Genomic DNA, 25,768 nt, shown 5'->3' with positions numbered 1-25,768 from the left:
GAACCTTTCGAAATGGGTGTCAGTTGAGTGCGGAGTCACCGACAACGCAGCTGTCGAACAGTCCGGCCACTTCCTCGTCCGTGTAGCCGAGTTCGTGCAGGACGGCCGAGGTGTGCTGACCGGTGGCCGGTGCGGCGACCGATGTGGTGCGGCGACGGCCGTCGAGCGTGAATGCCAGCCCGGGACTGGTGAACGACGTGCCGTCGGCTCCGGCGACGTCGACGAGAACCCCGGACTCCACGACGTCCTTGTCTTCGGCCAGGTCGTCGAAGGATCGTATTGCGCCGCATACTATCTGGGCGGACAGTAACCGCTCGACGGCCTGATCGCGCGTCATCGTGCCGAACGCTTCGGACAGAATCGCCAAGAGTGCGTGCCGGTGCGCGACGCGCGCCGGATTGTCGACGAACCGCGGATCGTCGATCATGTCCGGGCGATCGATGAGATGACACAGAGCAGACCACTTTTCGTCCGTGTAGGCCGAGAGCACGATCTTTCCGTCCGTCAGGCTGACGACGTCTGCAGCCGGAGCGGCGTGTGCCTGGCCGTTGCCCTTGCGCCGCGGTGCCTGCCCGGTGATCGTGTACTCCCCCCAGTTCGCCGCCTGCATCGCCAGTGTCGCCTCCATCAGCGATGTCTGAACGTGCGCGCCTCGACCGGTCGAAGTTCGCCGGTACAGCGCGGCGAGGATGCCGGTGGCGAGCGCATTGGCCGCGGTGACGTCGGCGGCGGGCAGCCCCAGCCGTTGCGGCTCCCCGTCCGCTTCCCCGGTGGCATGCATCAGCCCGAACTCCGCCTGCGCTGCGATGTCGAGTCCCGGACGGGCGCTCGAGGGCCCGTTGACCCCGAATCCGGTCACGCTTCCGTGCACGAGCCGGGGGTAACGGCGGCTCAGTTCGTCCGCTCCGATTCCCAGACGTTCGGCGGAGCCGTTGCGGAAATTCTGAACCAGCACATCGGCTTCGGCCAGCAACCGGTGGAGAATCACCCGGGCTTCCTCTCGGCTCAAATCGAGGGCGATGCTGCGTTTGTCCCGGTTGTAGGCCTGCACCATCGCTTCGCCGAACGTACCGATACTCCGAGCCTGATCGCCGCGCAAGCTCTCGACTTTCAGGACGTCCGCGCCGAGATCCGCGAGGGTCTGACAGGCACTGGGTCCGGCGATGTATTGGCCGAGGTCGAGTACCCGGATGCCGGTGAGGGGTCCACGCATGGTGCTCACCGTGCCTCTCGCGCCGCGTATTCGGCGGTCAGATTCTCGAGCCTGGCCTTGGCCCTCTCGGGGTTGAGCATCACGCCACCGACGACACCGAGCACGCACACCGTGATGCCGACGAACATGAAACCGGTCGAGTAGCCCTGCGCCGCGCTGGGTGCATGCTCGACGATCAGTCCGAGGGCGTACGGTGCAACGATGCCCGCGACGCTGTAGGCGGCGATGATGCAGCCGAAGAACGCCACCCGCTGCCGGGCCGGCAGGAAGTCGGACGCACCGGCAAAGGCGACGGAGAACGCGACACTGTTGACCGCAAACGCGGCAATCACGAATATCAGCTGCAACGGTCCCGGCGCGAGCTGGGTGAAGATCACCATCGAGATGCCTCCGACCAGCAGATACGCCCCGGTGAGGTAGCCGCGCGCGACCCGTGCGCTGTAGCCCCTCCTGAGCAGCCGGCCGGACAGCAGCCCCGCCGAGAGCAGGATCGCAACCGCGACGATGTACGGCAGTGTCACCAGCGTGCCGACGGTGCTCGCCGAGTACCCGAGCCCCTCGTTCATGTACGCCGGCAGCCACGCCACCTTGAGCGAGGAGATCAGGTAACCGGCGAACGAGAGGAGGACCAGGCCCCAGAAACTCTGCAACATCAGCAGGCGGCGGAAGGGAACCACGATGTGGCCGTTGGGGTCGTCGATCTTCGCGACGCCCTCGACCGCAGCCTCGGTCCGCTTGAGCGGCAACTTCTCGGTGTACCAGAACCACCCGATCACCCACAGCACACCCAGGGCAACGAGGACAGCGAACGCGGCGTGCCAGGACCAGGTCAGGATCACCCAGGTCAGCACGGGGGCGGCCACCAGCGGGCCCACCGAGGAGCCGGCGTTGACGAGGGCGCCGGCCGTCGCCCTCTTGTCCGGCGCAAAGCGGTCGGCGACGATCGACTGACACAGCGCGTGCGCGGGACCTTCGAAGAAGCCCAACGCAATTCGGCACGCGAGGAGCACACCGAACGACGTCTGAACGGTCAGGGGCAACATGCTGACAATCCAGGTCACCATCAGCAGTCCGGCACCCCAGGTGTACGAGATCTTGCGGAGTACCGCGGTGAGGGTGACCGCGCCGATCGCGAACAGCCAGAAGAAGGCACTGCTGAGCAACCCATACTGACCTGCGGTGATTCCGAGGTTGTCACGGATCTGGTGGCTCGCCAGTCCGATCGCGGCTTTGTCGGCAAAGTTCAGCGTGAAGAACAGGAACAGCAGAACGACAATGCCCCACGCACGACGGCTCGCCGGGCGCGGCCGCCGCTGTCCGGTGTCGCCCGGACTGGTTTCGATCGTCACCATGAATATCCTCCGGAAGTGTGAGCGCTCAGGCAGTGGATGGCCCCGACGGCAGATGCGATGGGTCCCGGGAGCGGTACCAACAGCACAGCCGAGTCGCGGCGCAGCATCAACCGGCAATCCGCGGTCGGACCATACGGTTTTGCCTATAGGTTCTGGTCAGGTACGTCCTGCGAGCTGGAACCGGGGCCACAACGACGGGCAGACTGGGGCACTGCGGACGCGTGCCCCAGTGGGTCACGTTGTCAGCATGGACGTGCGGCAGATGGAGTATTTTCCTGCAGTCGTGGACAACGGCGGCATCAACAGAGCGGCCGAGGCCTTGCACGTCGCCCAGCCGTCGTTTCGCGTCTTCGGCTGCCAAGCCAGGTGACGCAGCGGCTGTACCTGATACCGCAACCGACCATCGCCGCCATCAACGGCGGCTGCGCAGACTCCAGTCTGTCGATGGCAGCAGCAGCCGACTTCCGAATCGCATCGGACAGTATCGTTTTCAACACCGACTTCCCGACCGCCGGCTTTCCCGGCGACCTCGCCGGCATCTGATTCCCTGACGCGCTGCGCGCCGATTGCCGTGCGGGTCGAACCCGAACCGCGCGTCTTACATGAGGAACGGGTGCCCCGTGCCCGAATGTGGCACTGCCTCACGCTAGAGGTCCTCCAGGAATCCTCGAGCCGTTCGGTAGTCGCCTTGTCCAACGCCGCCATCGGGTCGAGGGCGGCGAAGGGACGGGCCGGGGTGCACGTACGCGGCCGGCGGGTGGTCCTGGCCGGCCTACCCGACGTCGTCGAACCTGTGACTTTCTTTACAGCACACCGTCATTGAACGGAGCGTGCGGAGGGGACGCGTCAACGCGGGGTTCCGCCGGCGACCAGATAGGTGTCGATGGCCTGTTGAAGGCGGTCCAGGGCCGCGCCGTAGGCGGTGAAGTCGCCGGTGCGTTGCGCCTCGCGCAGGTTGGCCAGGGCGTCGTTGAGTTCGAGGACCGCGGCGGTCAGCTGGTCCGATGCCGCCGGCGGCGGGGCGCCCGGTGGAGGCGGCGGCGGTTGCCCGCCGGTAGGTGGTGGTGTGGTGGCGTCGCCGCCGGGTGCGGTGGCGACGGCGCCGGTGCCGGTGCCGAAGACCTGGTCGAGGGCCTCGGCGAGAGTGGGGGCGTAGCCGATCCGCACTCCGCCCGTGCCCGGTTCGCGGTAGCTGACCAGCACCCGGGCCAGCTGCGGGAAGGTGGAACCGTTGGGCGTGCTGGTCAAACGTTCGGTGAAAACCGGTTCGACGTAGAGGATGCCGCCGTCGGCGATCGGCAGCGTCAGCAGGTTGGCGTAGTAGATCCGATTGGACCGCTCGAGCAGGGTGCGCTCGGACGCGACGCGAGTGTCGGAGATCATCGAGTTCTGGGTCTGCCGCGGGCCCTGGGTCTGGGTATCCGTCGGCAACCGCAGAATATCGATCCTGCCGTAGTTTTCGGGGTCGGAGTGCACCGAGAGGTAGGCGGAGAGGAATTCGCGGTTGAAGCCGACCATGGCGCTGGTGAGCCGGAAGGACGGGGCCGCGGTCTCGGCGTCGCCGACCAGGACGTAGTACGGCGGCTGCTCCCCACCGGTGTCTGCGGTCGGATCGCTGGGCACCGACCAGAACGCGTTGGTAGTGAAGAACTCCCGCGGATCATCGACGTGATACTTCGCCAGCAGGTCCCGCTGCAGGCGGAACAAATCCTCGGGGTAGCGGAAGTGCGCGCGCAGCTCGGTCGGGATTGCCTTCGGCGGCTGCACGGTGCCGGGGAACACGCTCATCCACGCCCGCAGGACCGGGTCGTTCTCGTCGATCTGGTAGAGGGTGACGGTGCCGTCGTAGGCGTCGACGGTGGCCTTCACCGAGTTCCGCACATAGGACACGTGCTCGGGGGGCGAGGTGCGGCCGGTCTCGGTGACGACCGGCGCGGTGAGTGAACCGACCTGCGAGTACGGGTAGTGCGCGGCGGTGGTGTAGCCGTCGACGATCCACACGATCCGGCCGCCGACCACCGCCGGATACGGGTTGGAGTCGGTGGTCAGCCATGGAGCGACGTGTTCGACGCGGGTGGCCGGGTCCCGGTTGAAGATGATCTTCGACTCGGGCCCGATGGCGCCGGAGAACAGGATGTTGCGTTCGGCGTACCGGGCGGCGAACGCCAACCGGTTGACCCAATTACCCACCGGCACCCCACCGGTGCCGGTGTAGGTGTACTGGGCGGTGTCGGTGTCGTACTCGCGCGGCGGCGCACCCTCCGGGCTGCCGACGATGGAGTAGTCCGGGTCCGCCTGCGCGATCACCTCACCGAAGTAGATGCGCGGTTGCTCGACCGGGATCACCTGGTCGCCGCCCGCCTGGGAGGCGATGTCGCTGACCGCGTATATCGGGTACCCGCTGTCGCTGCTCGCGCTCTGCCCGGCGACATCGCGGACGGCGGCGTTGACCCTGTTGGCGGGGGCGGCGATGAACCCGTTGCCGTGGGTGTAGACGGTGTGCCGGTTGATCCACTGGGTCTGGTTGCCGCTGAGGCTGTTCGGGGAGAGCTCGCGGGCGGCGACGATGTAGTCTGCGAGTTGTCCGTCGATGGTGTAGCGGTCGATGTTGAGGTGCTCGGGGAAGCCGTAGAAATTCTTCAGCTGTTGCTGCTGGGTGAAGGTGCGCGAGAGCACGGTCGGGTCCAGCAGGCGGGCGTTGGCGATGGTGGTGACGTCGGCGGGAATGTCCCGGGGCGGCCGGGTGCCCACCCCGGGGTAGTCGAGGTAGTCGACCCGGTCCGGGCCGAGTCCGTAGGCCTGCCGGGTCGCGGCGATGTTGCGTTCGATGTAGGGGCTCTCCCGGTCGGCGGCGTTCGGGCGGACCGAGAACTGCTCGATCAGCGCCGGATAGATTCCGCCGACCAGGATCGCCGAGAGCACCAGCAGTGCCGTGGCCATCGCCGGGATCCGCAGGTCCCGCACCGCGATCGCGACGAAGAACGCCACCGCGCACAGCACCGCGATCGCGACCATGATCAACCGGGCCGGCAGCACCGCGTTGATGTCGGTGTATCCGGCCCCAGTGAAGGTGGGCTCCTTCCGGCCGCTCCACAACAAGGAGTACCGGTCGAACCAGTACGAGGCCGCCTTCAGCGCGATGAACGTGCCCGCGAGCACTGCGAGCTGGATGCGCGCCGGCCGGGACACCTCGATGACGTGGTCCTTGCTCGGTGTCAGCCGGACGCCGCCGAACAGGTAGTGGGTTCCCAGGCCGATCAGCAACGCCAGGAACACCGCGATGAACAGCCACGTCAGGACCAAGCGGTAGAACGGCAGGTCGAAGACGTAGAAGCCGATGTCGTACCCGAACTCCGCGTCCACGGTGCCGAAGCCGCCGCCGTGCAAGAACAGTTGCACCGTCTCCCAACTCGCCTGCGCGTGCAGCCCGAACGGCAGCGCCAGCAGCAGCGCGATCCCCACCGTGAACGACCGGGGGCGGCGCAGCACCTCCGTCCGATACCGCTCGAGCGGATCCTTCGCCTCGGCCGCGGCCGAGTCCTCGACTGCGAACAGTGGGCGGGACCGGTACGCCCACACCATGGCCGCGAAGATCACCGCACCCACCAGCAGCGTCACCGCCGTGAACAGGATCAGCCGGGTGACCAGCACGGTCCCCCACACGCGGCGGTAGCCGACCTCACCGAACCACAGCCAATCGGTATACACCAAGACCAGACGCGGCCCGATCACCAGCAACGCAACGAGAGCCACCGTCACCATGATCGTGACCCGGGCCCGCCGCGGCAGCGCCCGCATCCGGTCGGACGGTTGCATGGCCACCTCCCACGGGTCGGGCTCGCAAGGAGCCCAGCCGCCGCGGATCACCCCGCCCGATGCAGCGAAGGCGTCCGTATCACCCCATTCTAGGCGGCGCCGGGCTCGTCCTGGCCGGCGCCGGGCTCGTCCTGGCCGGCGCGCACTCGGCACCGGAACGAGTGCCGCCGGGTTCGATGGCGCAACTCGTCGCCGGTGCCTCCTCGGCCGGTGACACACTGCTCCCTCAGATCATCGCGGTGACCTGATCGGCGGAACAGCGGAAACGACCGTCAAGGGCACCCTGGCACCCGCCGACCGGCACACCCCGTCGATGCTTGTCGGCCGGCTGCAGCGAGAGCATCGGTGCGGGGAGGCTCTTCGCCGGCCGAGGTGATGGCCCGTGCCGCGCAGCGTTCGCGCGGTGCAAAATTTCTCGAAGGTCGTCGAGGCCGAGCGTCCGCAGCCGCTGCCGATCGGTTCTACGGGCCAGCAGGTCGCGGTCGGTCATGGTAGCGATCGCCTGGCCGCAGCCAGGCCAGGTCCGCGTCGCTCAGCTTGACGATGTCGCTGCGGAGGTCATCTCGTCGATTCGGGCGATAGCGGTGTCCAGGCGAGAACCAGGCCGAGCCGAACACGACAAGCGGCGAAGAATCCACTGCCTAAGGTGCCCGGTCGGACGGAACACTCCGTGATTCGAAGCGAGGAGCCCCCGCCGCGGTCACGCACACCCGGTAAGAGGCTTTCACGTCGACCGCCGAGAGACGCATGTGCACCGGCATCTCTTGTTCGGCGGCAACCACGATGCGGCGTCGGAATCGGACTTTTGCGAATTATTGGGGGTCCGTCAACGGCCCACAGGCTGCACGGGTTGCTGGCCGGCCAGGTTGCGGCGCAGCTCGGGCCCCAGCTTGCTGGGCACCGTTCTGCCCTGCGGCTGACAGGACGTTACGCCGCCGATTGAACAGGCCTCGCGAGTCGGAACCCGAGGGTTGCAGGAAACGCCGATACATATGCCACGACCATTCGCCGCCCGTAGTTTTCTGTCCCGATCGAGACTTGGCGTTCTGCGGCAACCGAATCTGGCGTACTGATGGCACCCACTGGATTTCGTGGCATTCGAAGGGTGCGATCGACGGCCACGGCACCTTCCGAACCCACGTTGCGCTTCACCGACCGGCCTTCGACGAGAAGGCGCGCCTGCCGTCCCCGCCGACGATCTTCAACGCCCCGACCGGCGGATATCCGCACGAACCCTCGCTGCTGCCCGCGTGCAGCCGTTCCGGGGGCCGCAAATCGAAACTCGGTGTGCGCCAATTCGAAGTGGTTCGATCGACGCTCATTGAGGATTCGGTGAACGAATTGTTTGGGACACCACGGGGACGCGTCGCGGCGTAGCGTTGTGGTGACGCCTTGTGGGCTCGCCCAGCAAGTTGGCTCACCCAATCCAGGTAAAAACCTTATGCACCAGCTAAGTTCACTCGATGCGCAGTTCCTCGACGCCGAGACATCCACCACCTCCACCCATGTCGGGGTACTGAGTGTCCTCGGCCCCACCGCGCCAGGTGGCGGGCTCACGGTGCAGGACCTCCGGACGCTCGCAGAGGGTCGATTACACCTGGTGGGGCCACTGCGGTGGCGGCTACAGGAGGTACCTCTCGGGCTCGACCGGCCCTACTGGGTGGACTCAGAGTTCCTCGACCTCGGCTATCACATCCGGGAAGTCGCTCTGACCGGTCCCGGCACCGACGAACAGCTCGCCGAGCAGATTTCCGGTCTCGCGGCACGTCCACTGAACCGCAACCGGCCTCTGTGGGAGTGCTATCTGGTGAACGGGCTCACCGGTGGCCGGCAGGCGATCTACACCAAGGTGCACCCCGCGGTGATCGACGGCCTGACCGCGGCGCAGGCTCTCGCGGTGCTGATGGACACCACCCCGCAACCCCGCACGGTGCCGCACCGGCTCAGCGACGAGCAGTACCAGGCGGCCGGCGCCCTGGGGATGCTCGGCAACAGTGCCTGGCATCTGGCACTGTTGCCCGCGCGGCTGATGTGGTCCTCGCTCCGGCTGGCACCGCACCTGCCCGAGCTCGCCGACGCCCTCACCCACCCGGGCGCGGACCTGCTGGGCACACTCGCCCGCCGGCTGACCCCGCGCGCATGGCGGTGGTCGGCTGACGAGCCGACGGCCGAGGCATTGACACCGCCCGACACCCCATTCACCGGCCCCGCCACCGCGCACCGACGCTTCGCGTTCACCTCGTTGCCGCTCGGCGAGGTCGAGGCGGTCAGGACCGCGATGGGGTTTACCGTCGACGACGTGGTGACGGCGCTGTGCACCACCGTGCTGCGTCGCTGGCTCATCGACCACGATGCCCTGCCCGACACGGCCATGGCCGCCGCCATGCCGATCGCGGGGCGCACCGACGCACAGTTCGCGGCCGCCGGCCATCGGCTCTCCCTCCTGCCCATCGCCCTTCCGATCAACGAATCCGACCCGGCCCGCCGGCTGCAAAAGGTGCACACCTCGCTCACGGCGGCACCCCAACGTTTCCGCGCCGCACCCGCCACGCTCGTCCGCGACTTCGGCGCCGCGCTGCCGCGAGCGCTGCGCGGTCTGCTCTCGCGCACACCGCTGCGGACGCTGACCATGCCCACGCCACCGGTCAACCTGATCATCTCCCACGCCGCCGGCCCTGCTCGGCCGCTGTATGCCGCGGGCATCGAGGTAACCGGGAACTTTCCCGTCTCCGCCGTCAGCGACGCCGCAGGCGGCATCACCATCGCCGCCATGTCCTACGGCCGGCACCTCGACGTCGGCATCATCGCCTGCCGAAACCTCGTCCCCGATGTGTGGGACGTGACCGGGCAGCTACACCAGGCTCTATCCGAACTGACCGCGTGCACCCGCAACGTCCGATACCTGCGCCCCTGCCGGCCCCCGGAGTCGAGGTAACCGCTCTCGACATCGGCACCACCATTTACCGACCCGAATCCGTAGACAGTTACAGCTCTATCCGGACGTCTATCCGGCCGCGATATTGCGTGGAGGCAGTCCTGTGGGGCGGATCCGGCCATCGCCGCGAGGACATGGAACTGAGCGATCGACTCGCTGTATAGGAATCCCCGCAGACCCCGAAAGTCCTCATCGTGCGGGAAGAAGGCGTCGTCGAGGGTCATTCCGCCGCGAGGATCGGCCTGCATCTCGGCCATCCATCTCGACTGAGGATCTGTCGGCCTCAGTGCGGAGTTGTTCGCCCAGAGCGCCGCTGTCCCCACCCACGGACGCCGCTCGATATTGCGGCAAACCAGGGTGCCAGCCCAGAATCGAAGAGTCAGGAAATCGCTTCAGCCCGCGGTTCCCGATTTGCCGGTCGAAGGTCCGTCACATCTGTGGGTGCCGCCACAACGACGTGGGAGGACAACCGATGTCCGGTCTCATCCGCAAGAGTCTCGATTCACCCGAGGAAACCCGCCCCTTCGAGGACGACATGGGCAAGCTCGAGCTCGTCAATGTCACTTCCGGCGCGGTGGGGAGGGCGACCTTCCAGCCCGGCTGGCAGTGGTCCAAGCACGTCAAACCGATCGCCAAAACAAACAGCTGCCAAGCGGCTCACATGGGTTACGTCATCTCGGGTCGTATGAAGATCGTCATGGACGACGGGGAGGACATGGAGTTCGGCCCCGGTGATCTCATGATCTGTCCGCCCGGACACGACGCCTGGATTCTCGGCGACGAGCCCTGCGTGGTCATCGACTGGACCGGCGTCGCCGACTACGCCAAGCGGTAGACCCTCCGCTGCCGCAACCTGCATACCGCGAACCTGCGCCGGCGGCCCCGACGCGACGAATGACAACGCAGAAGTAGACCCGTCAATCAGCTCTGCTCCGGCTTCTGTGTCCCGGCGAAGTCGTACGCGGCGAGCGGCCCGAGCAGGCGCATCTCGATCCGGCCGTCCCAGTCCCGGGCGAGTTCACCCACGGTCTGCTCGAGTTCGTCCCACCGGTCAGGACCGCGACTTGCACGGCCCCTCCTCGTGCGTGGGTTCACGCACATCGAGGGTGTGAGCGAGCTCGTGAGGACTTCGACCACCATCCGGGTGTCCTCGTCTCACTTGGCGGCGATCGCGTTTCTCACGAGTTCCCCGAGCGCTATGCGAGCGTCGCGGTCGGCATCCTCCGCTTGTCGCGGATCTCGTCGCGCAGTCTCGCCGCCTGCTCGTTCGCAGATCGCCTTCTCGACGTAGCGGCCCCTGACGACGTACCGAGCCTTGACCACTCCAGTTGTTACAACGCGGCAGCGAATTCGTCCGCGGGCGCCGACAGCAACTCGTCCTTCGCCGAGTCCGCGTCGCTGACCACCGCCTGCGCACGAGGTAGTCGACACAGGTGGCTGACCGGCGCAATGAATCGGTATCGCGCAATGGCATTGACCTCGCCCACCGCACTAGTTCGCCGCGGGCCCGAACTCTCAGGCCGCTACGTCACCGGCGTTTACCGACTCGAGGTCGTGCCCGATGCAAACCTGATTCCCCTTTCGCTCACGACCTCCCCGCGGTGAGTTTTCCCGTCGCCTCTGGTCTGTACTGGTGTGAGTAGACACGAAGCGTGCAGACGAGGTGTGCAGCTTCATGAACAACAAGGAGAAAGTCTCATGACATCGACACCACCCTCCACGGGAACCTCCAACGCGGCACCGGCGCCGACAGGCGAAACCACAAAGAAGGCCAGAGTTGCCGGACTTGTCGTCAGCGCCCTCGTGGTGTTGTTTCTCCTGTTCGACTCGCTCATCCACATCGCGAACACCCAAATGGTGCGCGAGGCGATGGCCGAGCTGGGCTTTGCCGAGAACCTCAACCGTGTCATCGGGGTCGTTCTGCTGGTGTGCCTGATTCTGTACCTCGTGCCCGCCACGTCCATCCTGGGCGCGGTGCTGCTGACCGGATACCTCGGTGGAGCGGTCGCGACCAACATGCTCACCGAGCAGCCCATCATCAGCACCACCCTGTTCCCGATCTATGTCGGCATCTTCGTGTGGGGCGGTTTGTTCCTGCGTGACGCGCGGGTTCGATCGATCGTGCCTGTCCGACGCGCCTGAACCACCCACCCCCGCCCGGCATCGAATGCCATTGACACCGAGCGGGATCGACGTCATGTGATCGCGGCGTCACGCAACTCGGCGTATGAATCTTCCATCGCCACCGCCAGCCGGGCAACGTCGGGCAGCGCCTCGGGGTCTGTGCAGAGCCCGATACCGATGATCCCGGCGCAGGAGATCGCCGAGATCCGCAGCGCGTGGTGAGCGGCGGGCTCGGAGGAGGAGAACAGCCGCTCGACCCGGCGTCCGGAAACGCTGACCGGCGCGGGCGGGCCGGGAACGTTAGAGATCGAAAGGCTGAACTCGCGCGCGCTGCCGGCGAGTCGCTTTGCGGCTTCCTCGACGCGCTTCACGCGTCCGAGTGCGTGGAAGAGATCGAACAGCTCTTCGGCGTCGTCGAGGCGCTTGCGCTTGCTGGTCTCGGCGTTGATCCGGTCGAGTCGGGTCAGCGGATCCGCCTCGGCGAGCGGCAAATCGACGTTCAGGAAGGAATCACGGTTTCCGAGTTCGCCCGCTCCCTCATCCCGGTGGTGCAGGCTGACCGGAACTTGAGCACGAAGCCGCGGCAGGGCCGTCGCTCCAGCGCTGAGCCAGCTGCGCAGGCCGCCGGCGACGATCGCGAGGAGTACGTCATTGACGGTTGCACGGGTGGGGCGTGAGGCGCCGATTGCCTTCAGCTCCTGGAGCGGGGCGACGGTGAAGGCGAGCTCGCGGGCGGCACTGATCGGGCGGTCGAAGGGCGAGTGCGATCCGCGATGGCCGAGCTCACGACGCACAGCCGCGGGCATCCGCAGCACCTCGTCGACCCGCGAACGTTGCGACGAAGCGGCGCGAAGGCCCGATCGCGGTTCTCGCGGGGGCGGTTCGAGGTGCTGATCCCAGAGCACGTCGTCCAGGAAGCGAACCGCGCTGATCCCGTCGGCCATCGCGTGATGGATCCGCACCGCGATCGCTTCGCGCCCGTCGCCGAGTGGCCCGATCAGATCGAACGTCCACAGGGGACGCTCGTGGTCGAGGTGCTCGGACATCAGCTTGCTGACGGCCCGCCACAGATCGTCGCGCGAGGCACACCCGGGCTCTTCCCGGCGCCGGACGTGGTCACTGATCTCGAACGCGGTCGCGTCGACCCAGCGCGGCTCCGGTACCGATGTGTCGATCCGTTGCGTCGCTCGCGGCTGGCTCGAAAGCCGCTCCGACACCGCAGTTCGCAGAGCCTCGACGTCGAGCGGGGAGGTGGCCGGCTCGATAACGACCAGCTTGAGCGTGTGGCCGGTTATCACCGCCGATTCGAGCCCCAGGATATGTGCGTCGTCGGCGGACAGCCGATCGGGATCCTCGCGGCTCACCTCGGCAAGTCTATTCGGGTCTGCACCTTTTCGAACCAGGAACGCCCGTCTCGGAGCTCAGCACGACTCAGGGTGTTGCTTGCCTATATCTTTTCGTCCGCGGCCCGTCTCCGGACTTCACAGCGGTGCGGTGATCGGCGCCTCAGGGGCGTGCGTGACGGTGGTGCGCCCGGTCTCGAGGTACTCGGTGAGGGCCTGGTCGACGACGGCGTTGCCACCCTGGATCCCCGCACCGTGATCTCCTCCCTCGACGGTGACGAGGTGCGCCGCCATGTCGTGAGCGAGCTGAACTCCGCCCTGATAGGGGGTCTGCGGGTCGCGCATTCCCTGCAGGACGAGCGGGGCCGTCGCCAGTCCCCGATTGCTCAACGTCGGCAGCGCGGCAACGGGCGGCGCACCGGCACATTCGGGCCCGGCGCTGTAGCTGTACCCGATGAGGTCGAAGAGATCTCCGGTGACGAAGGTGGAGAAGAGCCAACCCGGAATGCGGCCCGGCCGAGCGGCGACATTGTTCTCGTTGCACAGGACCAGTGACTGCATCACCTGGGCCTGGGCGATCCGCTCGTACTCTTGCTCCGTCAGGTCGTCCATCGCGGTGCCGTCGGGAATCGCGTCTCGCCCGTCCCGGATCACCCGGGCCATGAGCGGCCAGCTGTTGCGGGCGGGAAGCACCTGCCGCGTCATCACGTACATGCTGGACGACATCTGGGTGTGCGACGGGTCGGCGAGGCTGCGGATGAAGGCCTCGAACTGAATGCGTGCCGGTCCGGTGAGATCGACCCCGCCGCGGTAGGCATCGGCAACGGCTTCCAGGCCCGGCGGTACGTCACCGATCTGGGCGGGCGGCGGCGCGAGCGTCGGGTTACCGCCGGCTTCCTCGACGATCCGGTCCGACCACCGCTGATACACCTTCAATGGCGTGTCACCGAGCCCATACGTGTCGTCGTGGGCGGCGATCCAGTCCATGAGGTCGTAGAAGCGATCCTTGTAGCCGTCGTTCTGCTGCCACAACACGTCGTTCCACAGCCACTTCTGGTCCACCGCGGAATCGAGGACCATGCGACCAGTGTGCTGAGGGAATAGCGTCGCGTAGGTGGATCCGAGGATCGTGCCGTACGAGAGGCCGTAGATGTCGATCACGTCCTCGCCGAGTGCGAGCCTGACCTGCTCCCAGTCCTTCGCGGTGTTCTCGGTCGTCAGGTGCGCCGTGGTGCCCGGCGCAGCGGACTCGCATGCCGTACGCGTCGCGGCACCGCCGAAGCCGAGGCTCATCGCCGTCGTTTGTTCAGGGGCCAGCACGCACTCGACGGCGCCTGCGTACGGAAGCCCGCGCGGTTGGACACCGATCATGTCCCACTGCGCGCGGACCGCGTCGGGCAGGATCTCGACGAACATGCTGTTCGAGCCGATCGCGTCTCCGCCGGGCCCACCGGGATTGGTGAACAGCACGCCGCGGCGCGAGCCGGGATCCTCGGCGCGGTGGCGGGTGACGAGAACGTCGATCGTGCCGGCGGCGGGGTCCGCGTAGTTACGGGGAACAGTGACCGACGCGCACTGATCGGATGCCGGATCCAACTCGTATTCGCCCGGGCAGGGCCCCCAGCGCAGATCGGCACCCGGTGCCGGCTGCGCGGCGGCGGGCGGCACCGTCACCAGGGCGATCGTGGCGGTGAGGCCGACCACGAGGGCGACACATCGAGTGCGCCATGAGGACCGCGCGCCCGCGCGCCGCCTCGAGTCCAAGTGCCCATCGATCCCCGGCATACCTCGCGATCCCCCTCGTAAGTCCCGTGTCGTGACGATAGTGGCGGCGCACGCTATCGCTCAGCAGCCAGTGTCTCAGACGCACCATCGCGACGATCGGCAACCCGGAATCGCAAGATGTCGCCACGAAATGTCCAGGTGCACACACCTTTGCGGCGCTACGTCATCGTGCAGCAACCCGCATCACTCCCGCCAAGCCGCGCCCGGCGTACGGTATTGGCGTGCGCTACGAGGTAGTCGAGTCCGATACCGCGACCGCGTTGGGCAGCGGTGACGTTCCCGTGCTGGCGACCCCACGGCTGATTGCCTGGATGGAGGCGGCCACCGTCGCCTGCGCTGCATCGTTCATCGGTGCGGGTCAGACGACCGTCGGGACCGCTGTCCGAATCGAGCACCGCGGCCCGACACCGGTCGGTGCCAGCATCGAGATCGCCGCCGAGCCACCAGCCGCCGCTGTCGGCCACCGCCTCACCTTCACCGTGCGGGCGACCGACAGCTCGGGGAAGGTTGTCGCGTCGGGCGAGATCGACCGGGCGATCGTCGACCGGGACCGGTTCCTCGAGGCGGCGTCACGGGCCTGACCACTGATCACCAGTCACGACCAGCCCGATCCCCTAGCCCTGGTGGCGGGCACCGTTGCGTTCCTGCCACCACTACGGCGCATCGACGAAGTGGTTACCCCACTCGACCGGAGGGGTCACAGCTTTCGCGGCCGAGCACGCCGTTCACTCGTCGCTGAAGAGTGAACGATGGATCTCGGCGGATGTTTGCGTGGGTGGATCGTCGGTGCGCGGCGCGTCGGTGACGGGCTCCTGGGTCCTGTGGGTCAGTGTTCGCTGCGCAGAGAAGAGCGGGAGTTCGGTTTTGTCATGATCGATGGTCATTCTGTTCCTTGATTCAGGCGTATGTGGGCGCGGCCGGTTGGGGTGATGGCGACCGGGTAGATCATTGTCGATATATGGCGAGGTCCGCATGATGTCGTAGGCGGCTCTTTCGGCTCGCCATCAGGCGTGGTCTCAGCATCGAATCCGAGACGGCGTGCCCACCCCTGGAGATGGTCGCGCGGTGCGGATCTGCGCGGCGCCTCGGCGTGCCTGTAGCCATTGGCATCCATGGACGCTCCTTGCATCGGCCGCGAACCGGCCGGCATTCTTTCGAATCGGGATGGCCTGAGCCGACTCGCTCGACGCGGCAACCATTCCGGTGCACCAAGCCTATACCCCGATACCATCCGACCGCTGAACAGTGAACGATCTCACTGCGCGGCCGCCGCGAACAAGCGACCTGTGCTGAGGCGGCGCCACCCCCCACCTCGCGACTCGAGGTCCACTCCTGGGCACCCATCGCAAGCGATACTGGAATGCCCGACCCTTCCGAGGAGACGTGAACATGAGCCTGTACGCAGTTGTGGACCCCGCCACCGGAAAAACGGTGCGCGAATATCCGACCGCGACCGACGAGCAGATGCAGGCGGCGTTGTCCGCGGCGGAGAAGGCACACCGTGAGTGGTCGCGCGGCTCGACGGTGGTTGAGCGCGCCGGACTGCTCAGCAAGGTCGCCGAGTTACACACCGAACGCCGCAACGAGCTGGCCAAGATCATCCAGCGGGAGATGGGCAAGCCGCTGGACCAGTCGTTGGGGGAAGTCGACTTCAGCGCCGCGATCTACCAGTACTACGCCGACAACGCCGAGAAGTTCCTGGCCGACGAGCCGATCGACCTGGTCGAGGGTGCGGGTACCGCGTTGATTCGCCGCAACTCGATCGGTGTGCTGATCGGCATCATGCCGTGGAACTACCCCTACTACCAGGTCGCCCGGTTCGCGGGTCCGAATCTGGCACTGGGCAACACCATCGTGCTCAAACACGCACCGCAGTGTCCGGAATCGGCGGCGGCACTTCACCAGATCTTCACCGACGCCGGATATCCGGAGGGCGCCTACGTCAACGTCTACGCCACCAACGAGCAGATCGCCGACGCGATTGCCGATCCGCGGGTCCAGGGTGTGTCCTTGACCGGGTCCGAGCGTGCGGGCGCAGCGGTCGCCGAGATCGCCGGCCGCAACCTCAAGAAGGTGGTACTGGAACTCGGCGGTTCCGATCCGTTCATCGTGCTCAGTTCCGATGACCTCGACGCCACCGTAAAAGCGGCAGTAGAAGGTCGTTTCGAGAACGCCGGGCAGGCGTGCAACGCCGCGAAGCGATTCATCATCGCCGAGGACCTCTACGACGACTTCGTCGGCAGATTCACCGCGGAGGTACTCGCCACCGCAGACGAACTCGCGCCGCTGTCGTCGGTCGCCGCCGCCGACCGACTGTCCGAGCAGGTGCAGCAGGCGATCGCCGAGGGCGCCACGCTGGTGTCGGAGGGCGAACGGAAGGGCGCCTTCTTCCCACCGGCCGTGCTGACGAATGTGTCACGGGATTCACGCACCTACCGGGAGGAACTGTTCGGGCCGGTAGCGACTGTCTACAAGGTGCGTTCCGAGGACGAGGCGGTCGAACTGGCGAACGACACCCCGTTCGGTCTCGGCTCGTATGTCTTCACCACCGACCCCGATCAGGCCTACCGCGTCGCCGACTCACTGGAGGCCGGCATGGTGTTCGTCAATGCCGTTGGCGCCGAGGGAGTTGAGCTGCCGTTCGGCGGCGTGAAGCGCTCCGGTTTCGGTCGTGAACTCGGCAAATACGGAATCGACGAATTCGTGAACAAGAAACTCATCCGCGTCAGCTGAACCATCGACTCCGGAATTCAGCGCCCTCGGCGTGCAGTTCGATATCGGGGCCTTGACCGGATACCCATCCGGCGACAGAAGCGGGGACCGCACCCATCGGATGCGGTCCCCACGTGGCACTGGTCAGACAGAGCGCACGTTCGTGGCCTGCGGGCCCTTCTGCCCCTGGCCGACCTCGAACTCCACGCGCTGGTTCTCATCGAGCGACTTGAAACCGCTGCCCGAGATTTCCGAGTAATGCACGAAAACGTCCGGAGTTCCGTCGTCGGGTGCGATGAAACCGAAGCCCTTCTCACCGTTGAACCACTTCACAATGCCCTGTGCCATGCCGATACTCCCTCGATCTCGATCCGGACCCTCACATCGAGGTTCCGATCTCGATGACTTGATCCTGCCATCTCGATGTCGACACGAAGACCGCGCACCGGATTTGCGTGCATCGGCGATGACTTTGTGGTGGCGTACCGATGGTGCCGTTGTCCCGTCAGCTCAAACTTTTGCGTCCCACGAGATGGAAGACGCGGCTGAGTTGGCGGTAGGGGTCTCGTCGGCTGGCCTCGAGTTCGACTGCTGCCGCCGCCTCCACCTGCTGTGAATCGCTCGGGTCCAACCCCGCTCCACTGAAATCGAGCCAGTCGACGAACATCCACACCCCGTACCATCGCACTGGCTCCACGCCGCGGCTCTGCACGACTTCGCTGAGTTCCTCCACCGTATGGGCACGAGTCGGCACTCCCAGCACCCCGATCTCGCCCCTCGCGTCAAACGATGCCAGAGCGTCGTCCCACCGTTGTTCCAAGGCCGGTCGCACTGCCATCGCATTGGCGTTGCCCGTCATGATCGAGACGACGCCACCCGCGGCAGCGCACCTGCACAGCTGGTCGACCAACGGCTCCGGATGCTCCAGGTACCCGAGCACGCCATGACACAACACGGCGGCAAAGCGTTGACCATTCACCGCCTCATCGGCGTTCTCGCCGTCGGCCTCCACGAGCGTCACCCGTCGCTGGACCTCTCCAGGCAGCCGCTGGAGTCGCTGTCGAGCCTTGTCCAGCATCGCCGACGACGGGTCGAGCAACGTCACGTCGTAACCGGCTTGGGCCAGCAGGAACGATTGATGGCCCGCGCCTCCGCCGACATCGAGCACAGGGGCTGGAGGGGCCGGCAAATGCTCCAGCAGCTGCTGGTGCAGCACATAGGTTCGCACGCGCCCCTTCACCGAGGCATACGCCTCGTCCGCAAACTGGTCGGCCAAACCGGCCCAGGTGTCATCCTCGCCCACCACCCCAAGATAGTGCCGCGAAGTCCTCGACGATCGGCAGGACGTCAGCGGGGAGTCTTTCCAGAGAATCTGCACGATCCGAACGATTCCCTTTCCGTCTCCGTTCGGTGACTGTGTTCGCATGGATCCGACCACGCGTGTCGCCGCGCCGTCGCCCCGGTACCGAGCCGACACCGAAACCGTCCGTCGGTCACCGACTAACTCATTCGAGTCCGTCACCGATGAACGAAACACAGTGAGCGGCGGGCTTCTTTACAACTCGGTGGATCGTGGCGATTCCCCGGACGGACAGCCTGGCCAGATACACCACCGACCCCCGCAACAACCGGGCTGATCGTGTATTCACCCCTGGCGCAGGGTCTGCTGACGGACAAGTACCTGGAGTCGATTCCCCGAGCGCGCACGAGCACAGAACAGCACGTTCCTGACGCCGGATGTGATCGACGAAACCTACCGGCAGCGCACCGCCGAGCTCAACAGGATTGCCGAGGCCCGTGGCCAGTCACTTGCACAGCTCGCGTTGCAGTGGGTACTGCGGCGGCAGGAGGTCACCTCGGCACTGATCGGAGCCAGTTCGACCGAGCAGCTCGACCACAATATCGCGGCCCTGAACTTCCCGCCGCTCACCGACGAAGAACTCGCCCTCATCGAGGAACACGGCGTGCACGGAACCGAACTCAGGCTCTGACCGACGTGAAGATTCCGGCGTGCTTCGTCCGCTGGGATTCGTTGTGTGACAGAGCCACCACCCGATGACAACCAGTCACCCGCTCGCGCCGACAGCGCGGGCGGGTGACTGTCACCGTTTGCGCAAACCTGTTGCGGGAAGCGCAAGTAGCGCCCCCCGGCTCATTCCCGCAGTAACGGCAGCAGCTGGTTGCCCTGACGCTCGATCTCCGGCAGATACTGGGTGTCGGAGAGTACGAAGTGGGTGATGCCGAGGTCCTGGTACTTGCGCAGCGACTTCGCGACGTCCTCCGGGGAGCCGACGAGCCAGGTGGTGCCCGCGCCGCCGCCACCGACCTTCCGGGTGCGGTGTACAGGTTGTCGTCGAGCACGTCGCCCCGCGTCGCCAGGTCGAGGAGTCGCTGCTGTCCAACGGCGGTCTGGCGATGCGGATTCTGTGGAGGCGCACCCTGATTCTTCGCCATCTCCGCTACTTTCGCCTCTGCCTCGGCCCAGGCCTGCTCGGTCGTGTCCCGGACGAAGGTGGTGATCCGCAGGCCGAACTCGAGCGGCGCATGCGCTCGGCCGAGTTCCTCGCTCAATGACCGCAACCGTTCGATCCGCTCCTGCACCCCCGCGAGCGGCTCACCCCAGAAGAGCTGAACGTCGGCCTCGGTCGCCGCAACACGCTCGGCGGCTTCGGACGCGCCACCGAAGTAGAGCGTCGGGTGGGTCCGATCTCCGCGTGGTGGGATCCGGGGCAGCACTGTGGAATCGGTGACCTGGAAGTGCTCACCCCGGTAGGTGACGTTCTCCTCCGTCCACAGCTTGCGGACGAGCTGGAGGAACTCCTTGGTGCGGACGTAACGGTGGGCCTGGTCGCTCTCGTGTTCGCCGTAGGCTCCGAGGTTGTCTTTCCCGGACACGACGTTGATCCGAACCCGGCCGCCGGTCAGATGGTCGAGAGTAGCGACGGCGGAGGCGAAGTGAGCCAGTTGCCCGTACCCCGGCCGGATTGCGATGAGCGGCTCGAATGTCGCCGTCCTGGCCGCAAGGGAGGCGGCGACGGTGAGCGTGTCCGGTCGACCCAACCGGTGCCGATCAAGCCCCCTTTCCAGCCGTGGTCCTCGAGGGCCTTCGCCTGGCTCGTGAGGGTGTCCAGACTGTTGTGGTCAACCGTGACGGCATCGCCGTGGTGACCTGATTCGGTATGTACCAGAGGAATTCGAGACTCATGAGGTGGTAATTCCTGTTCGACGTCGGTGATCGGCAGGCTGAGATCGGCGAATCGTGCCGTCTCCAACGATTGGGCGGAGGGCGCGTCCGGACCGACAGCCGTGTGCGCCGCTACGATTGCGTCCATTCCCTACTATTGCCCCCCGAGGGACGCCTCATCACCCGACTGGATGACGGGACCGGCATTCGAACATTGCGAGACTAACCCCGGTTGTCACCGTCGAACGTCCATGCCCTGCGTCCTCCACGACGAGAAACAGGGCCTGACGTGCGACAGTTCGACACAACTGGAAATAAATTCCTCCAGATCGCAAATATCGATGCACCTGCACCTTCATCGGTAGCGAGCAGAGATTGCTGGACACCGTTGGCGTCATGTTGATGTCAACCCTCGAAGCCCGAATGAAGATCGGGAAGCATCTACCGAAACTGCGTTGTCATCGACGGAGAATGTGAATGACCTCTGAATTAGCACTCTCGCAACTTCACGTAACCGAGGTGCCTTGGTTCGATCCCGATGCGGAGGCATTGCGAGCGGCCATGGCCCGCGAAGTGGGGCCGCGATACTCCGCCCGAGTATCGACTGCAGACCGCGCCGCCACCAATGCGGTTGACCCGACGTCCGTTTTCCTCACAGTGGTGGTGTACACCGCCGCGGGGGCCACCGACAAACGAGAAGCAGTCGGTCACGCCGCGCTCAGGTGGAACGGCGACGACCTGGAGTTGAAACGGATGTTCGTCACAGTGGAACATCGCGGAACCGGAGTGTCGACAGCGTTGTTGAGCACGGTCGAGGATTCCGCAAGGAAGGCGGGGCGCCCACGCCTGATACTCCAGACAGGCGACCGGCAACCCGATGCGGTCAGGCTGTACGAGAAGAGTGGCTACTCACGGATTCCGAACTTCTCCCCATACGAGATCTTGCCCTTCTCGAATTGCTACGAGAAGGTGTTCGATCACGGGTGACGGATCACCGCACTTCACGCCACAGGCGAGGTGCGGACGACGTCGGCGTCGACCAACGCCACGGCTCGCCCGTTCTCGGACACGATCACCGGCCCTCGGTGCCCCCCGATTCGTTGCACTGCCACCGACAACTCTTCGGTGACTCCCACGACGGGCAACGGCTGATCGATGTGCACGCCGATCGGGTCGTCGTCCGGACGTGCGTCAGTGACGCGGCACTGACGGATCCCAGGATCTCCGCGACCACGATCGGACCGGTGACCGGGCGCGCCAGCGCGACGGGTAGCACCTGGGTGTCCGCGAGCAACTCACGCGCCTCCGCGACGGTTGCGGTGGCAGCATTGCCCGGGGTGCGCTTCCCCGGCCGCCCCGTGCGTCACGCACAACGGGTCCGGTCGCTGCGTGGTAGAGCGGGAAGCCCAGCCGTCCCAGCCACTCGTTGTCGAAGTACTTCGACAGGTAGGCCCGGCCCGAGTCCGGGACGATCACGACCACGACGTCGTCCGGGCCGAGGGTCCGCGCGACCCGCAGGGCGGCGGCGACCGCGGTGCCGGCGGAACCTCCGACGAGGAGTCCTTCCTCCCGGGCGAGGCGGTGCAGCACCGTGAGCGCCTCGATGTCCGTGATCCGCTCGAGACGGTCGACGACGTCCGGGTGATAGGAATCCGGTCACTCGTCCTGCTCGGTCTGCGGGTGCAGAAAATGGCCCACGGATTCGATGTACCAGGCCCGTCCGTCTCCCCCGCCGTATACGGAGGTCTCCGGATCCGCGCCGATGATCTGCACGGCCCCGCCGGAGATCTTCGTCAGGAACTCCCCCGTCCCCGTGATGGTCCCACCGGTTCCGACACCGGCGACGAAATGAGTGACTCGGCCCTGGGTCTGACGCCAGATCTCCGGACCTGTCGTGGTGCGGTGCGCGTCGGGATTGGCCGGGTTGTCGTACTGGCCGGCGAGTCAGCCGCCGGGGATCTCCGCCGCGAGACGAGTGGCCACGTTGCGTACGAACTCGGGATGGTGGCTGGGCCTGCCGCCCGGTGTCACATGAACCTGGCGCCCCGTGCGCCCGCAGCAACGCGATCTTCTCGACGCTCGTCTTGTCGGGTACCACGACTACGGAACGGTATCCCCGAGCGGCGGCGACCAACGTCAACCCGACTCCGGTGTTGCCCGACGTGCCTTCCACGACGGTGCCTCCGGGCGGGAGCTCCCCGGATTCCTCGGCCGCGTGGATCATGGCCAGGGCGGCGCGATCCTTCACACTTCCGCCGGGGTTGAGGAACTCGAGCTTGGCATACACCGTCGCGGAGATACTTCCGGTTACCCGGTTCAACCGGACGAGGGGTGTGTTGCCGATGGCGTCGGTGATCGAGTCGTAGACTCCGAGGCTCGCAGCGTCGCCTGGGGGATCGAAGATGGTCATGCGTCTGCCTTTCGAGTCCGCCCGGGTGTCGCCCGGTCAGCATCGCAAGAGCAGCGTCGAACAACAGGATTCGCGTCACGCCGATCAGATCTTCAGTGGCTCGGCACGAACGGCGCAGCGAGTTCACCCCGAAATCCTGGAGATTCGAATTCTTCTCGTGTGTTGCCGAATGGGCTGTAATTCGGGGCGACCGAGAGCGAAGGGGGTAGTCGAAAGATGTCGACACCGGTTATGACACTGCATCCTCACGACACCGAGTTGTGGCAGTGGCGATTGGCCGCGCGTTGCCATGAAGCGGACGCGGAGATCTTCTTCCCGGCGGACGCCGAACGAAGAAACGCTCGCTCCGAGCGCGAAGATCTCGCCAAGGAGTTCTGCCGCGGCTGCGCGGTGGTGGAGGAATGCCTCGAGTATGCCCTCAACACCAGCCAACAGCACGGCGTCTGGGGTGCGACGACACCGGGCGAACGGCTCGCACGACTGGGCCGGTGAGCGAACGCCCGCGCCGGGCATTCTCACACGAGCGGCTCGGCTCGACCGTCCTGCCGGATCCTTCAGCCGAGTTATATTCGCGGCGAGTAGGTTTCGTGGTCCTGATCGGCTAGACAGGTACGTTCGAATCTCGCAGTCGTAGGAGAGACCGTGGTTGCCCGCGTGCTACGCGGGGCGCCTCAGGTCGTCTCGGTCTCGGCGGCCAGGGATCGGAGGGCTTCAACCCGGGTACCCACGACGTGTCGGCGGGCCAGTCCTTCTGCTCCGTCGGCGTCGCGAGCTCGGAGCGCCTGGTACAGCTGCTCGTGCTCGAGATGGCCGCCGACAGCGGCTTGGTCGACGTGATCGGTGGGATCGACCCGGCCGGATTCGACCACACCCCCGGTGGAACAGGAGGAGGCCCCGCCAACTCGACACGGTCTTCGGGATCGCCGAAAGACACGGATTGCCGATCGACATCCACCTCCACGACACCGGCGAGACGGGTACCGCGACTCTCACCGACATCGCCGAGCGAACCAGAGCCGCCGGCTTACACGGCCGGGTCACGGCCAGCCACGCCTTCGCCGTAGCTGAGTTGTCCTGCCAAAGCCGGGATTCGGCAGCGGACCTGCGGGCGGAGGCGGACATCGCACTGACGACGGCCGCGCTGTCGGCAACAACTGTCTTGCCCTTCCGGCGCCTGGCGCAGCGAGGTGTCCGGGTCGGGCTCGGGTCGGATGGCGTTCGCAACAACTGGAGCCCATTCGGTAACGCGGACATGCTCCACCGCGCATGGCTGCTCGGCTGGGCACTCGACGCGAGCCTCGACGAGGATCTCGAGCCGTGTTTCGAGCTCGCCGCCGACGGCGGTGCTGCCGTCATGGGGCTACCGCGGGTCGACCTGCAACCGGGTTCACCCGCCGACTTCATGTTGCGGGACGGAGAATGCGTGCCGGCAGATCGTCGTCGACTCCCCCGTCGGGACACGGTGGTGCGGGCCGGACGGGTCGTCGCCCGCGACGGCCGGCTCCTCTGAGTCGTCCACGAGGATTGGTGTCGGTCAGGACCGCAGGGGCGCTTGCAGCAGGGTCCGGTCGTCGCCCGGGGCGCTCACCCCGAGCATCGTCGCATCCGACATCGGCAGCCCCACCGCCAACTGCATCGACATCGTCTTGTCGCCGCCGGCGATGAAACTGCCGGCATTCATGCGACTTCCGTCGGAGCGTTGGAGCCAGACGTTGTAGGTGCGGCCCTGCGGAAGTCCGGCGACGTCGAGGCTGATTCCGGTTCCCCACGCCCGGTTCTCCACCCGCGCGGAGGCGTCCACACCTGCGGCGAGCACCGTGAATGCCACCGGCTGCCCGGGCGGGGCAGTCGAGGTGCCCCCGCGCAGGAAGTACCCGCCGGTCACCAGGCCGACGGCGATCACGACGGCCGCGGCGCCGACTACGATCCGGTGGTACCGCTTCCGTCCGCGTTCGCGGTCTACGGCCCCGAAGATCGCGTCGGGCAGCGTCGACGACGGCCGGGGCGCAGGTTCGGTGAGCCGGTCCGGGTCCGCCGCAGACAGGGCGGCCGCGACCGGTGTCAGCAGACGCAACTCGGTGCGGCAGTCCGGGCAGCCGTCGAGGTGGGCGCGAAGCGTGATCGTCTCGCGGTCGTCGAGGCGACCGAGCGCGTACATCCCCAACATGGTGCGCATCTGCTGGCAGCGGTCAGTGGTCACCATGCCACCCCATTTCTTCGAGTACGAGCCGGAGAGCTTTCAGCGCGTAGTACACACGACTGCGGACGGTGCCCACGGGAATGCCGAGCTGTGCGGCCACCTCGGCGGCGGGTCGGTCACGCAGGTGAATCTCGACCAGGACGCAGCGGTGCTGATGTGACAGCCGCCGCAGCACCTCCTCCATCTCGAGCCCCACCAGCAGTTGTTCGAGGGGACGCTCGGGTGCGGGCAGCTCTGGTGGTGCAGCGTCGGCCAGCTCGGGTCGGGCGGCACGAGCCCGGATCGCGTCGATCACCACGTTGCGGCAGATCGCATACAGCCAGGTCCGGAGCGTAGCGCGTCGCGGGTCGAACCGGTCCGCGCGCCGCCACGCCCGAAGAAACGTCTCTTGTACCGCCTCCTCCGCGCGACCCCGGTCTCCGAGGGAGCGGTAGGCGAGGGCGAACAGTTCCCTTCCGTGTTCGTCGTAGGCGGCCCGCAACACCGTTTCGTCATCCAAACCGCCCTCGGACTGGTCCCCGCGTGTGCGCACGATACGAAGCCGCACCACTCACCTCCCGAAACACCGGATACGGCGTCGGCTCACCCGACACCCACCGAGGAGTACGGGCGCGGGCGGCGCGGCGTTCATCTCGAATCCTGCCACTCCGGTGCGCGGAGGCGGCTCCGGCAGGTGAACGCGGATCGTCGACCA

23 protein-coding genes and 5 pseudogenes are annotated in these 25,768 nt (G+C 66.4%); 12 read left to right on the top strand and 16 right to left on the bottom strand.

Going from position 1 to position 25,768, the window contains the following annotated elements; genetic code table 11:
• Positions 1-19: 19 nt before the first annotated feature.
• Positions 20-1,213 (bottom strand): CaiB/BaiF CoA transferase family protein, encoded by a 1,194-nt coding sequence (locus tag GO592_RS11075; protein ID WP_237737192.1) that lies wholly within the window; start codon positions 1,211-1,213, stop codon positions 20-22.
• 5 nt (positions 1,214-1,218) lie between these two features.
• The gene (locus GO592_RS11070) at positions 1,219-2,565 is read right to left on the bottom strand and encodes an MFS transporter (RefSeq protein ID WP_172650974.1); all 1,347 of its coding nucleotides are present in this window, start codon (positions 2,563-2,565) and stop codon (positions 1,219-1,221) included.
• A gap of 247 nt (positions 2,566-2,812) precedes the next feature.
• On the opposite strand from GO592_RS11070, the pseudogene GO592_RS11065 reads away from it, so the two are divergent.
• Positions 2,813-2,905: pseudogene (locus GO592_RS11065) on the top strand (LysR family transcriptional regulator); the annotation flags it as partial.
• Positions 2,906-2,931: 26 nt separating this feature from the next.
• Complete coding sequence (locus GO592_RS11060; protein WP_172650975.1) at positions 2,932-3,108, top strand: enoyl-CoA hydratase-related protein; 177 nt, start codon at positions 2,932-2,934, stop codon at positions 3,106-3,108.
• 303 nt (positions 3,109-3,411) lie between these two features.
• Here the strand turns inward: GO592_RS11060 and GO592_RS11055 are convergent, their stop codons facing one another.
• Complete coding sequence (locus tag GO592_RS11055) at positions 3,412-6,381, bottom strand: UPF0182 family protein (RefSeq protein ID WP_202715116.1); 2,970 nt, start codon at positions 6,379-6,381, stop codon at positions 3,412-3,414.
• 59 nt (positions 6,382-6,440) lie between these two features.
• Between GO592_RS11055 and GO592_RS11050 the strand changes: the two genes are divergently transcribed.
• On the top strand, positions 6,441-6,629 hold the full coding sequence (locus GO592_RS11050; RefSeq protein ID WP_007299431.1) for a hypothetical protein: 189 nt from the start codon (positions 6,441-6,443) through the stop codon (positions 6,627-6,629).
• Here GO592_RS11050 and GO592_RS11045 read toward each other — a convergent pair.
• Entirely contained in the window at positions 6,608-6,871 is a 264-nt protein-coding gene (locus GO592_RS11045) for a hypothetical protein (RefSeq protein ID WP_172650977.1), read from the bottom strand. The genes GO592_RS11050 and GO592_RS11045 overlap by 22 nt on opposite strands.
• A gap of 951 nt (positions 6,872-7,822) precedes the next feature.
• Here GO592_RS11045 and GO592_RS11040 point away from each other — a divergent pair.
• Positions 7,823-9,316: a wax ester/triacylglycerol synthase family O-acyltransferase gene (locus tag GO592_RS11040; RefSeq protein WP_007299429.1), complete on the top strand. Its 1,494-nt coding sequence runs from the start codon at positions 7,823-7,825 to the stop codon at positions 9,314-9,316.
• A 472-nt stretch (positions 9,317-9,788) separates the two neighbouring features.
• On the top strand, positions 9,789-10,151 hold the full coding sequence (locus tag GO592_RS11035; protein WP_007299428.1) for a cupin domain-containing protein: 363 nt from the start codon (positions 9,789-9,791) through the stop codon (positions 10,149-10,151).
• A gap of 86 nt (positions 10,152-10,237) precedes the next feature.
• On the opposite strand, the gene GO592_RS44255 is transcribed toward GO592_RS11035, so the two are convergent.
• Together GO592_RS44255 and GO592_RS44250 are read right to left on the bottom strand one after the other, a co-directional pair.
• Complete coding sequence (locus GO592_RS44255) at positions 10,238-10,456, bottom strand: GvpL/GvpF family gas vesicle protein (RefSeq protein ID WP_007299427.1); 219 nt, start codon at positions 10,454-10,456, stop codon at positions 10,238-10,240.
• A 191-nt stretch (positions 10,457-10,647) separates the two neighbouring features.
• Positions 10,648-10,803, bottom strand: a complete 156-nt coding sequence (locus GO592_RS44250) for a hypothetical protein (RefSeq protein ID WP_237720549.1) — start codon at positions 10,801-10,803, stop codon at positions 10,648-10,650.
• 211 nt (positions 10,804-11,014) lie between these two features.
• Between GO592_RS44250 and GO592_RS11025 the strand changes: the two genes are divergently transcribed.
• Positions 11,015-11,458, top strand: coding sequence for a DoxX family protein (locus GO592_RS11025; protein ID WP_005575322.1), 444 nt, complete (start codon positions 11,015-11,017; stop codon positions 11,456-11,458).
• Positions 11,459-11,511: 53 nt separating this feature from the next.
• On the opposite strand, the gene GO592_RS11020 is transcribed toward GO592_RS11025, so the two are convergent.
• Together GO592_RS11020 and GO592_RS11015 are read right to left on the bottom strand one after the other, a co-directional pair.
• On the bottom strand, positions 11,512-12,804 hold the full coding sequence (locus GO592_RS11020) for a wax ester/triacylglycerol synthase domain-containing protein (RefSeq protein WP_007299426.1): 1,293 nt from the start codon (positions 12,802-12,804) through the stop codon (positions 11,512-11,514).
• A gap of 117 nt (positions 12,805-12,921) precedes the next feature.
• Complete coding sequence (locus tag GO592_RS11015) at positions 12,922-14,568, bottom strand: alpha/beta fold hydrolase (RefSeq protein WP_039952330.1); 1,647 nt, start codon at positions 14,566-14,568, stop codon at positions 12,922-12,924.
• 221 nt (positions 14,569-14,789) lie between these two features.
• Here GO592_RS11015 and GO592_RS11010 point away from each other — a divergent pair, with 221 nt between their 5' ends.
• Positions 14,790-15,149 carry a thioesterase family protein gene (locus tag GO592_RS11010; RefSeq protein WP_007299424.1) on the top strand — a complete coding sequence of 120 codons (360 nt, stop codon included), beginning with the start codon at positions 14,790-14,792 and terminating at the stop codon, positions 15,147-15,149.
• 144 nt (positions 15,150-15,293) lie between these two features.
• Here GO592_RS11010 and GO592_RS11005 read toward each other — a convergent pair whose 3' ends face one another.
• Complete coding sequence (locus GO592_RS11005) at positions 15,294-15,452, bottom strand: hypothetical protein (protein ID WP_005261946.1); 159 nt, start codon at positions 15,450-15,452, stop codon at positions 15,294-15,296.
• 505 nt (positions 15,453-15,957) lie between these two features.
• Here GO592_RS11005 and GO592_RS11000 point away from each other — a divergent pair.
• Entirely contained in the window at positions 15,958-17,301 is a 1,344-nt protein-coding gene (locus tag GO592_RS11000; protein ID WP_007299423.1) for an NAD-dependent succinate-semialdehyde dehydrogenase, read from the top strand.
• Positions 17,302-17,424: 123 nt separating this feature from the next.
• On the opposite strand, the gene GO592_RS10995 is transcribed toward GO592_RS11000, so the two are convergent.
• The gene (locus GO592_RS10995) at positions 17,425-17,628 is read right to left on the bottom strand and encodes a cold-shock protein (RefSeq protein ID WP_005242781.1); all 204 of its coding nucleotides are present in this window, start codon (positions 17,626-17,628) and stop codon (positions 17,425-17,427) included.
• A gap of 532 nt (positions 17,629-18,160) precedes the next feature.
• Positions 18,161-18,706, bottom strand: a pseudogene (locus GO592_RS46495) (class I SAM-dependent methyltransferase); the annotation flags it as partial.
• A gap of 204 nt (positions 18,707-18,910) precedes the next feature.
• On the opposite strand from GO592_RS46495, the pseudogene GO592_RS10985 reads away from it, so the two are divergent.
• Positions 18,911-19,271: pseudogene (locus GO592_RS10985) on the top strand (aldo/keto reductase); the annotation flags it as partial.
• Between the two features lie 161 nt (positions 19,272-19,432).
• On the opposite strand, the pseudogene GO592_RS10980 reads toward GO592_RS10985, so the two are convergent.
• Positions 19,433-20,485, bottom strand: a pseudogene (locus GO592_RS10980) (LLM class flavin-dependent oxidoreductase).
• Positions 20,486-20,941: 456 nt separating this feature from the next.
• On the opposite strand from GO592_RS10980, the gene GO592_RS10975 reads away from it, so the two are divergent.
• Entirely contained in the window at positions 20,942-21,451 is a 510-nt protein-coding gene (locus GO592_RS10975) for a GNAT family N-acetyltransferase (RefSeq protein ID WP_039952325.1), read from the top strand.
• 14 nt (positions 21,452-21,465) lie between these two features.
• On the opposite strand, the pseudogene GO592_RS46490 reads toward GO592_RS10975, so the two are convergent.
• Positions 21,466-22,874: pseudogene (locus GO592_RS46490) on the bottom strand (PLP-dependent cysteine synthase family protein).
• Between the two features lie 231 nt (positions 22,875-23,105).
• On the opposite strand from GO592_RS46490, the gene GO592_RS10965 reads away from it, so the two are divergent.
• Positions 23,106-23,366 (top strand): WhiB family transcriptional regulator, encoded by a 261-nt coding sequence (locus GO592_RS10965; RefSeq protein WP_007299415.1) that lies wholly within the window; start codon positions 23,106-23,108, stop codon positions 23,364-23,366.
• Positions 23,367-23,545: 179 nt separating this feature from the next.
• Here the strand turns inward: GO592_RS10965 and GO592_RS10960 are convergent, their stop codons facing one another.
• Positions 23,546-23,743: an FCD domain-containing protein gene (locus tag GO592_RS10960; protein WP_007299414.1), complete on the bottom strand. Its 198-nt coding sequence runs from the start codon at positions 23,741-23,743 to the stop codon at positions 23,546-23,548.
• 68 nt (positions 23,744-23,811) lie between these two features.
• Here GO592_RS10960 and GO592_RS10955 point away from each other — a divergent pair, with 68 nt between their 5' ends.
• Positions 23,812-24,384, top strand: a complete 573-nt coding sequence (locus tag GO592_RS10955; protein WP_007299413.1) for an amidohydrolase family protein — start codon at positions 23,812-23,814, stop codon at positions 24,382-24,384.
• A gap of 24 nt (positions 24,385-24,408) precedes the next feature.
• Here GO592_RS10955 and GO592_RS10950 read toward each other — a convergent pair whose 3' ends face one another.
• On the bottom strand, positions 24,409-25,077 hold the full coding sequence (locus GO592_RS10950; protein WP_007299412.1) for a zf-HC2 domain-containing protein: 669 nt from the start codon (positions 25,075-25,077) through the stop codon (positions 24,409-24,411).
• A complete protein-coding gene (locus GO592_RS10945; protein WP_007299411.1) occupies positions 25,064-25,621 on the bottom strand; it encodes a sigma-70 family RNA polymerase sigma factor in 558 nt (185 codons plus the stop codon). The genes GO592_RS10950 and GO592_RS10945 overlap by 14 nt, the downstream gene beginning before the upstream one ends.
• Positions 25,622-25,768 lie beyond the last annotated feature (147 nt).

Origin of the sequence: Rhodococcus sp. 21391 (assembly GCF_016772255.1) — a bacterium.
Lineage (GTDB): Bacteria > Actinomycetota > Actinomycetes > Mycobacteriales > Mycobacteriaceae > Rhodococcus_F > Rhodococcus_F opacus.
The sequence above is the reverse complement of the archived record's forward strand: the minus strand, read 5'-3'. Positions and strand labels throughout refer to the sequence as shown.

Bases quoted from the DNA above. Each gene is read 5' to 3' on its own strand.
- GO592_RS44255 (WP_007299427.1), bottom strand. From the start codon at position 10,456: ATGGTGGTCGAAGTCCTCACGAGCTCGCTCACACCCTCGATGTGCGTG.
- GO592_RS10995 (WP_005242781.1), bottom strand. From the start codon at position 17,628: ATGGCACAGGGCATTGTGAAGTGGTTCAACGGTGAGAAGGGCTTCGGT.
- GO592_RS10950 (WP_007299412.1), bottom strand. From the start codon at position 25,077: ATGGTGACCACTGACCGCTGCCAGCAGATGCGCACCATGTTGGGGATG.
- GO592_RS11045 (WP_172650977.1), bottom strand. From the start codon at position 6,871: ATGACCGACCGCGACCTGCTGGCCCGTAGAACCGATCGGCAGCGGCTG.
- GO592_RS11055 (WP_202715116.1), bottom strand. From the start codon at position 6,381: ATGCAACCGTCCGACCGGATGCGGGCGCTGCCGCGGCGGGCCCGGGTC.
- GO592_RS10965 (WP_007299415.1), top strand. From the start codon at position 23,106: ATGACACTGCATCCTCACGACACCGAGTTGTGGCAGTGGCGATTGGCC.
- GO592_RS11050 (WP_007299431.1), top strand. From the start codon at position 6,441: ATGCAGCGAAGGCGTCCGTATCACCCCATTCTAGGCGGCGCCGGGCTC.
- GO592_RS10975 (WP_039952325.1), top strand. From the start codon at position 20,942: ATGACCTCTGAATTAGCACTCTCGCAACTTCACGTAACCGAGGTGCCT.
- GO592_RS11075 (WP_237737192.1), bottom strand. From the start codon at position 1,213: ATGCGTGGACCCCTCACCGGCATCCGGGTACTCGACCTCGGCCAATAC.
- GO592_RS11070 (WP_172650974.1), bottom strand. From the start codon at position 2,565: ATGGTGACGATCGAAACCAGTCCGGGCGACACCGGACAGCGGCGGCCG.
- GO592_RS11035 (WP_007299428.1), top strand. From the start codon at position 9,789: ATGTCCGGTCTCATCCGCAAGAGTCTCGATTCACCCGAGGAAACCCGC.
- GO592_RS11005 (WP_005261946.1), bottom strand. From the start codon at position 15,452: ATGACCATCGATCATGACAAAACCGAACTCCCGCTCTTCTCTGCGCAG.
- GO592_RS11015 (WP_039952330.1), bottom strand. From the start codon at position 14,568: ATGCCGGGGATCGATGGGCACTTGGACTCGAGGCGGCGCGCGGGCGCG.
- GO592_RS11040 (WP_007299429.1), top strand. From the start codon at position 7,823: ATGCACCAGCTAAGTTCACTCGATGCGCAGTTCCTCGACGCCGAGACA.
- GO592_RS11025 (WP_005575322.1), top strand. From the start codon at position 11,015: ATGACATCGACACCACCCTCCACGGGAACCTCCAACGCGGCACCGGCG.
- GO592_RS11000 (WP_007299423.1), top strand. From the start codon at position 15,958: ATGAGCCTGTACGCAGTTGTGGACCCCGCCACCGGAAAAACGGTGCGC.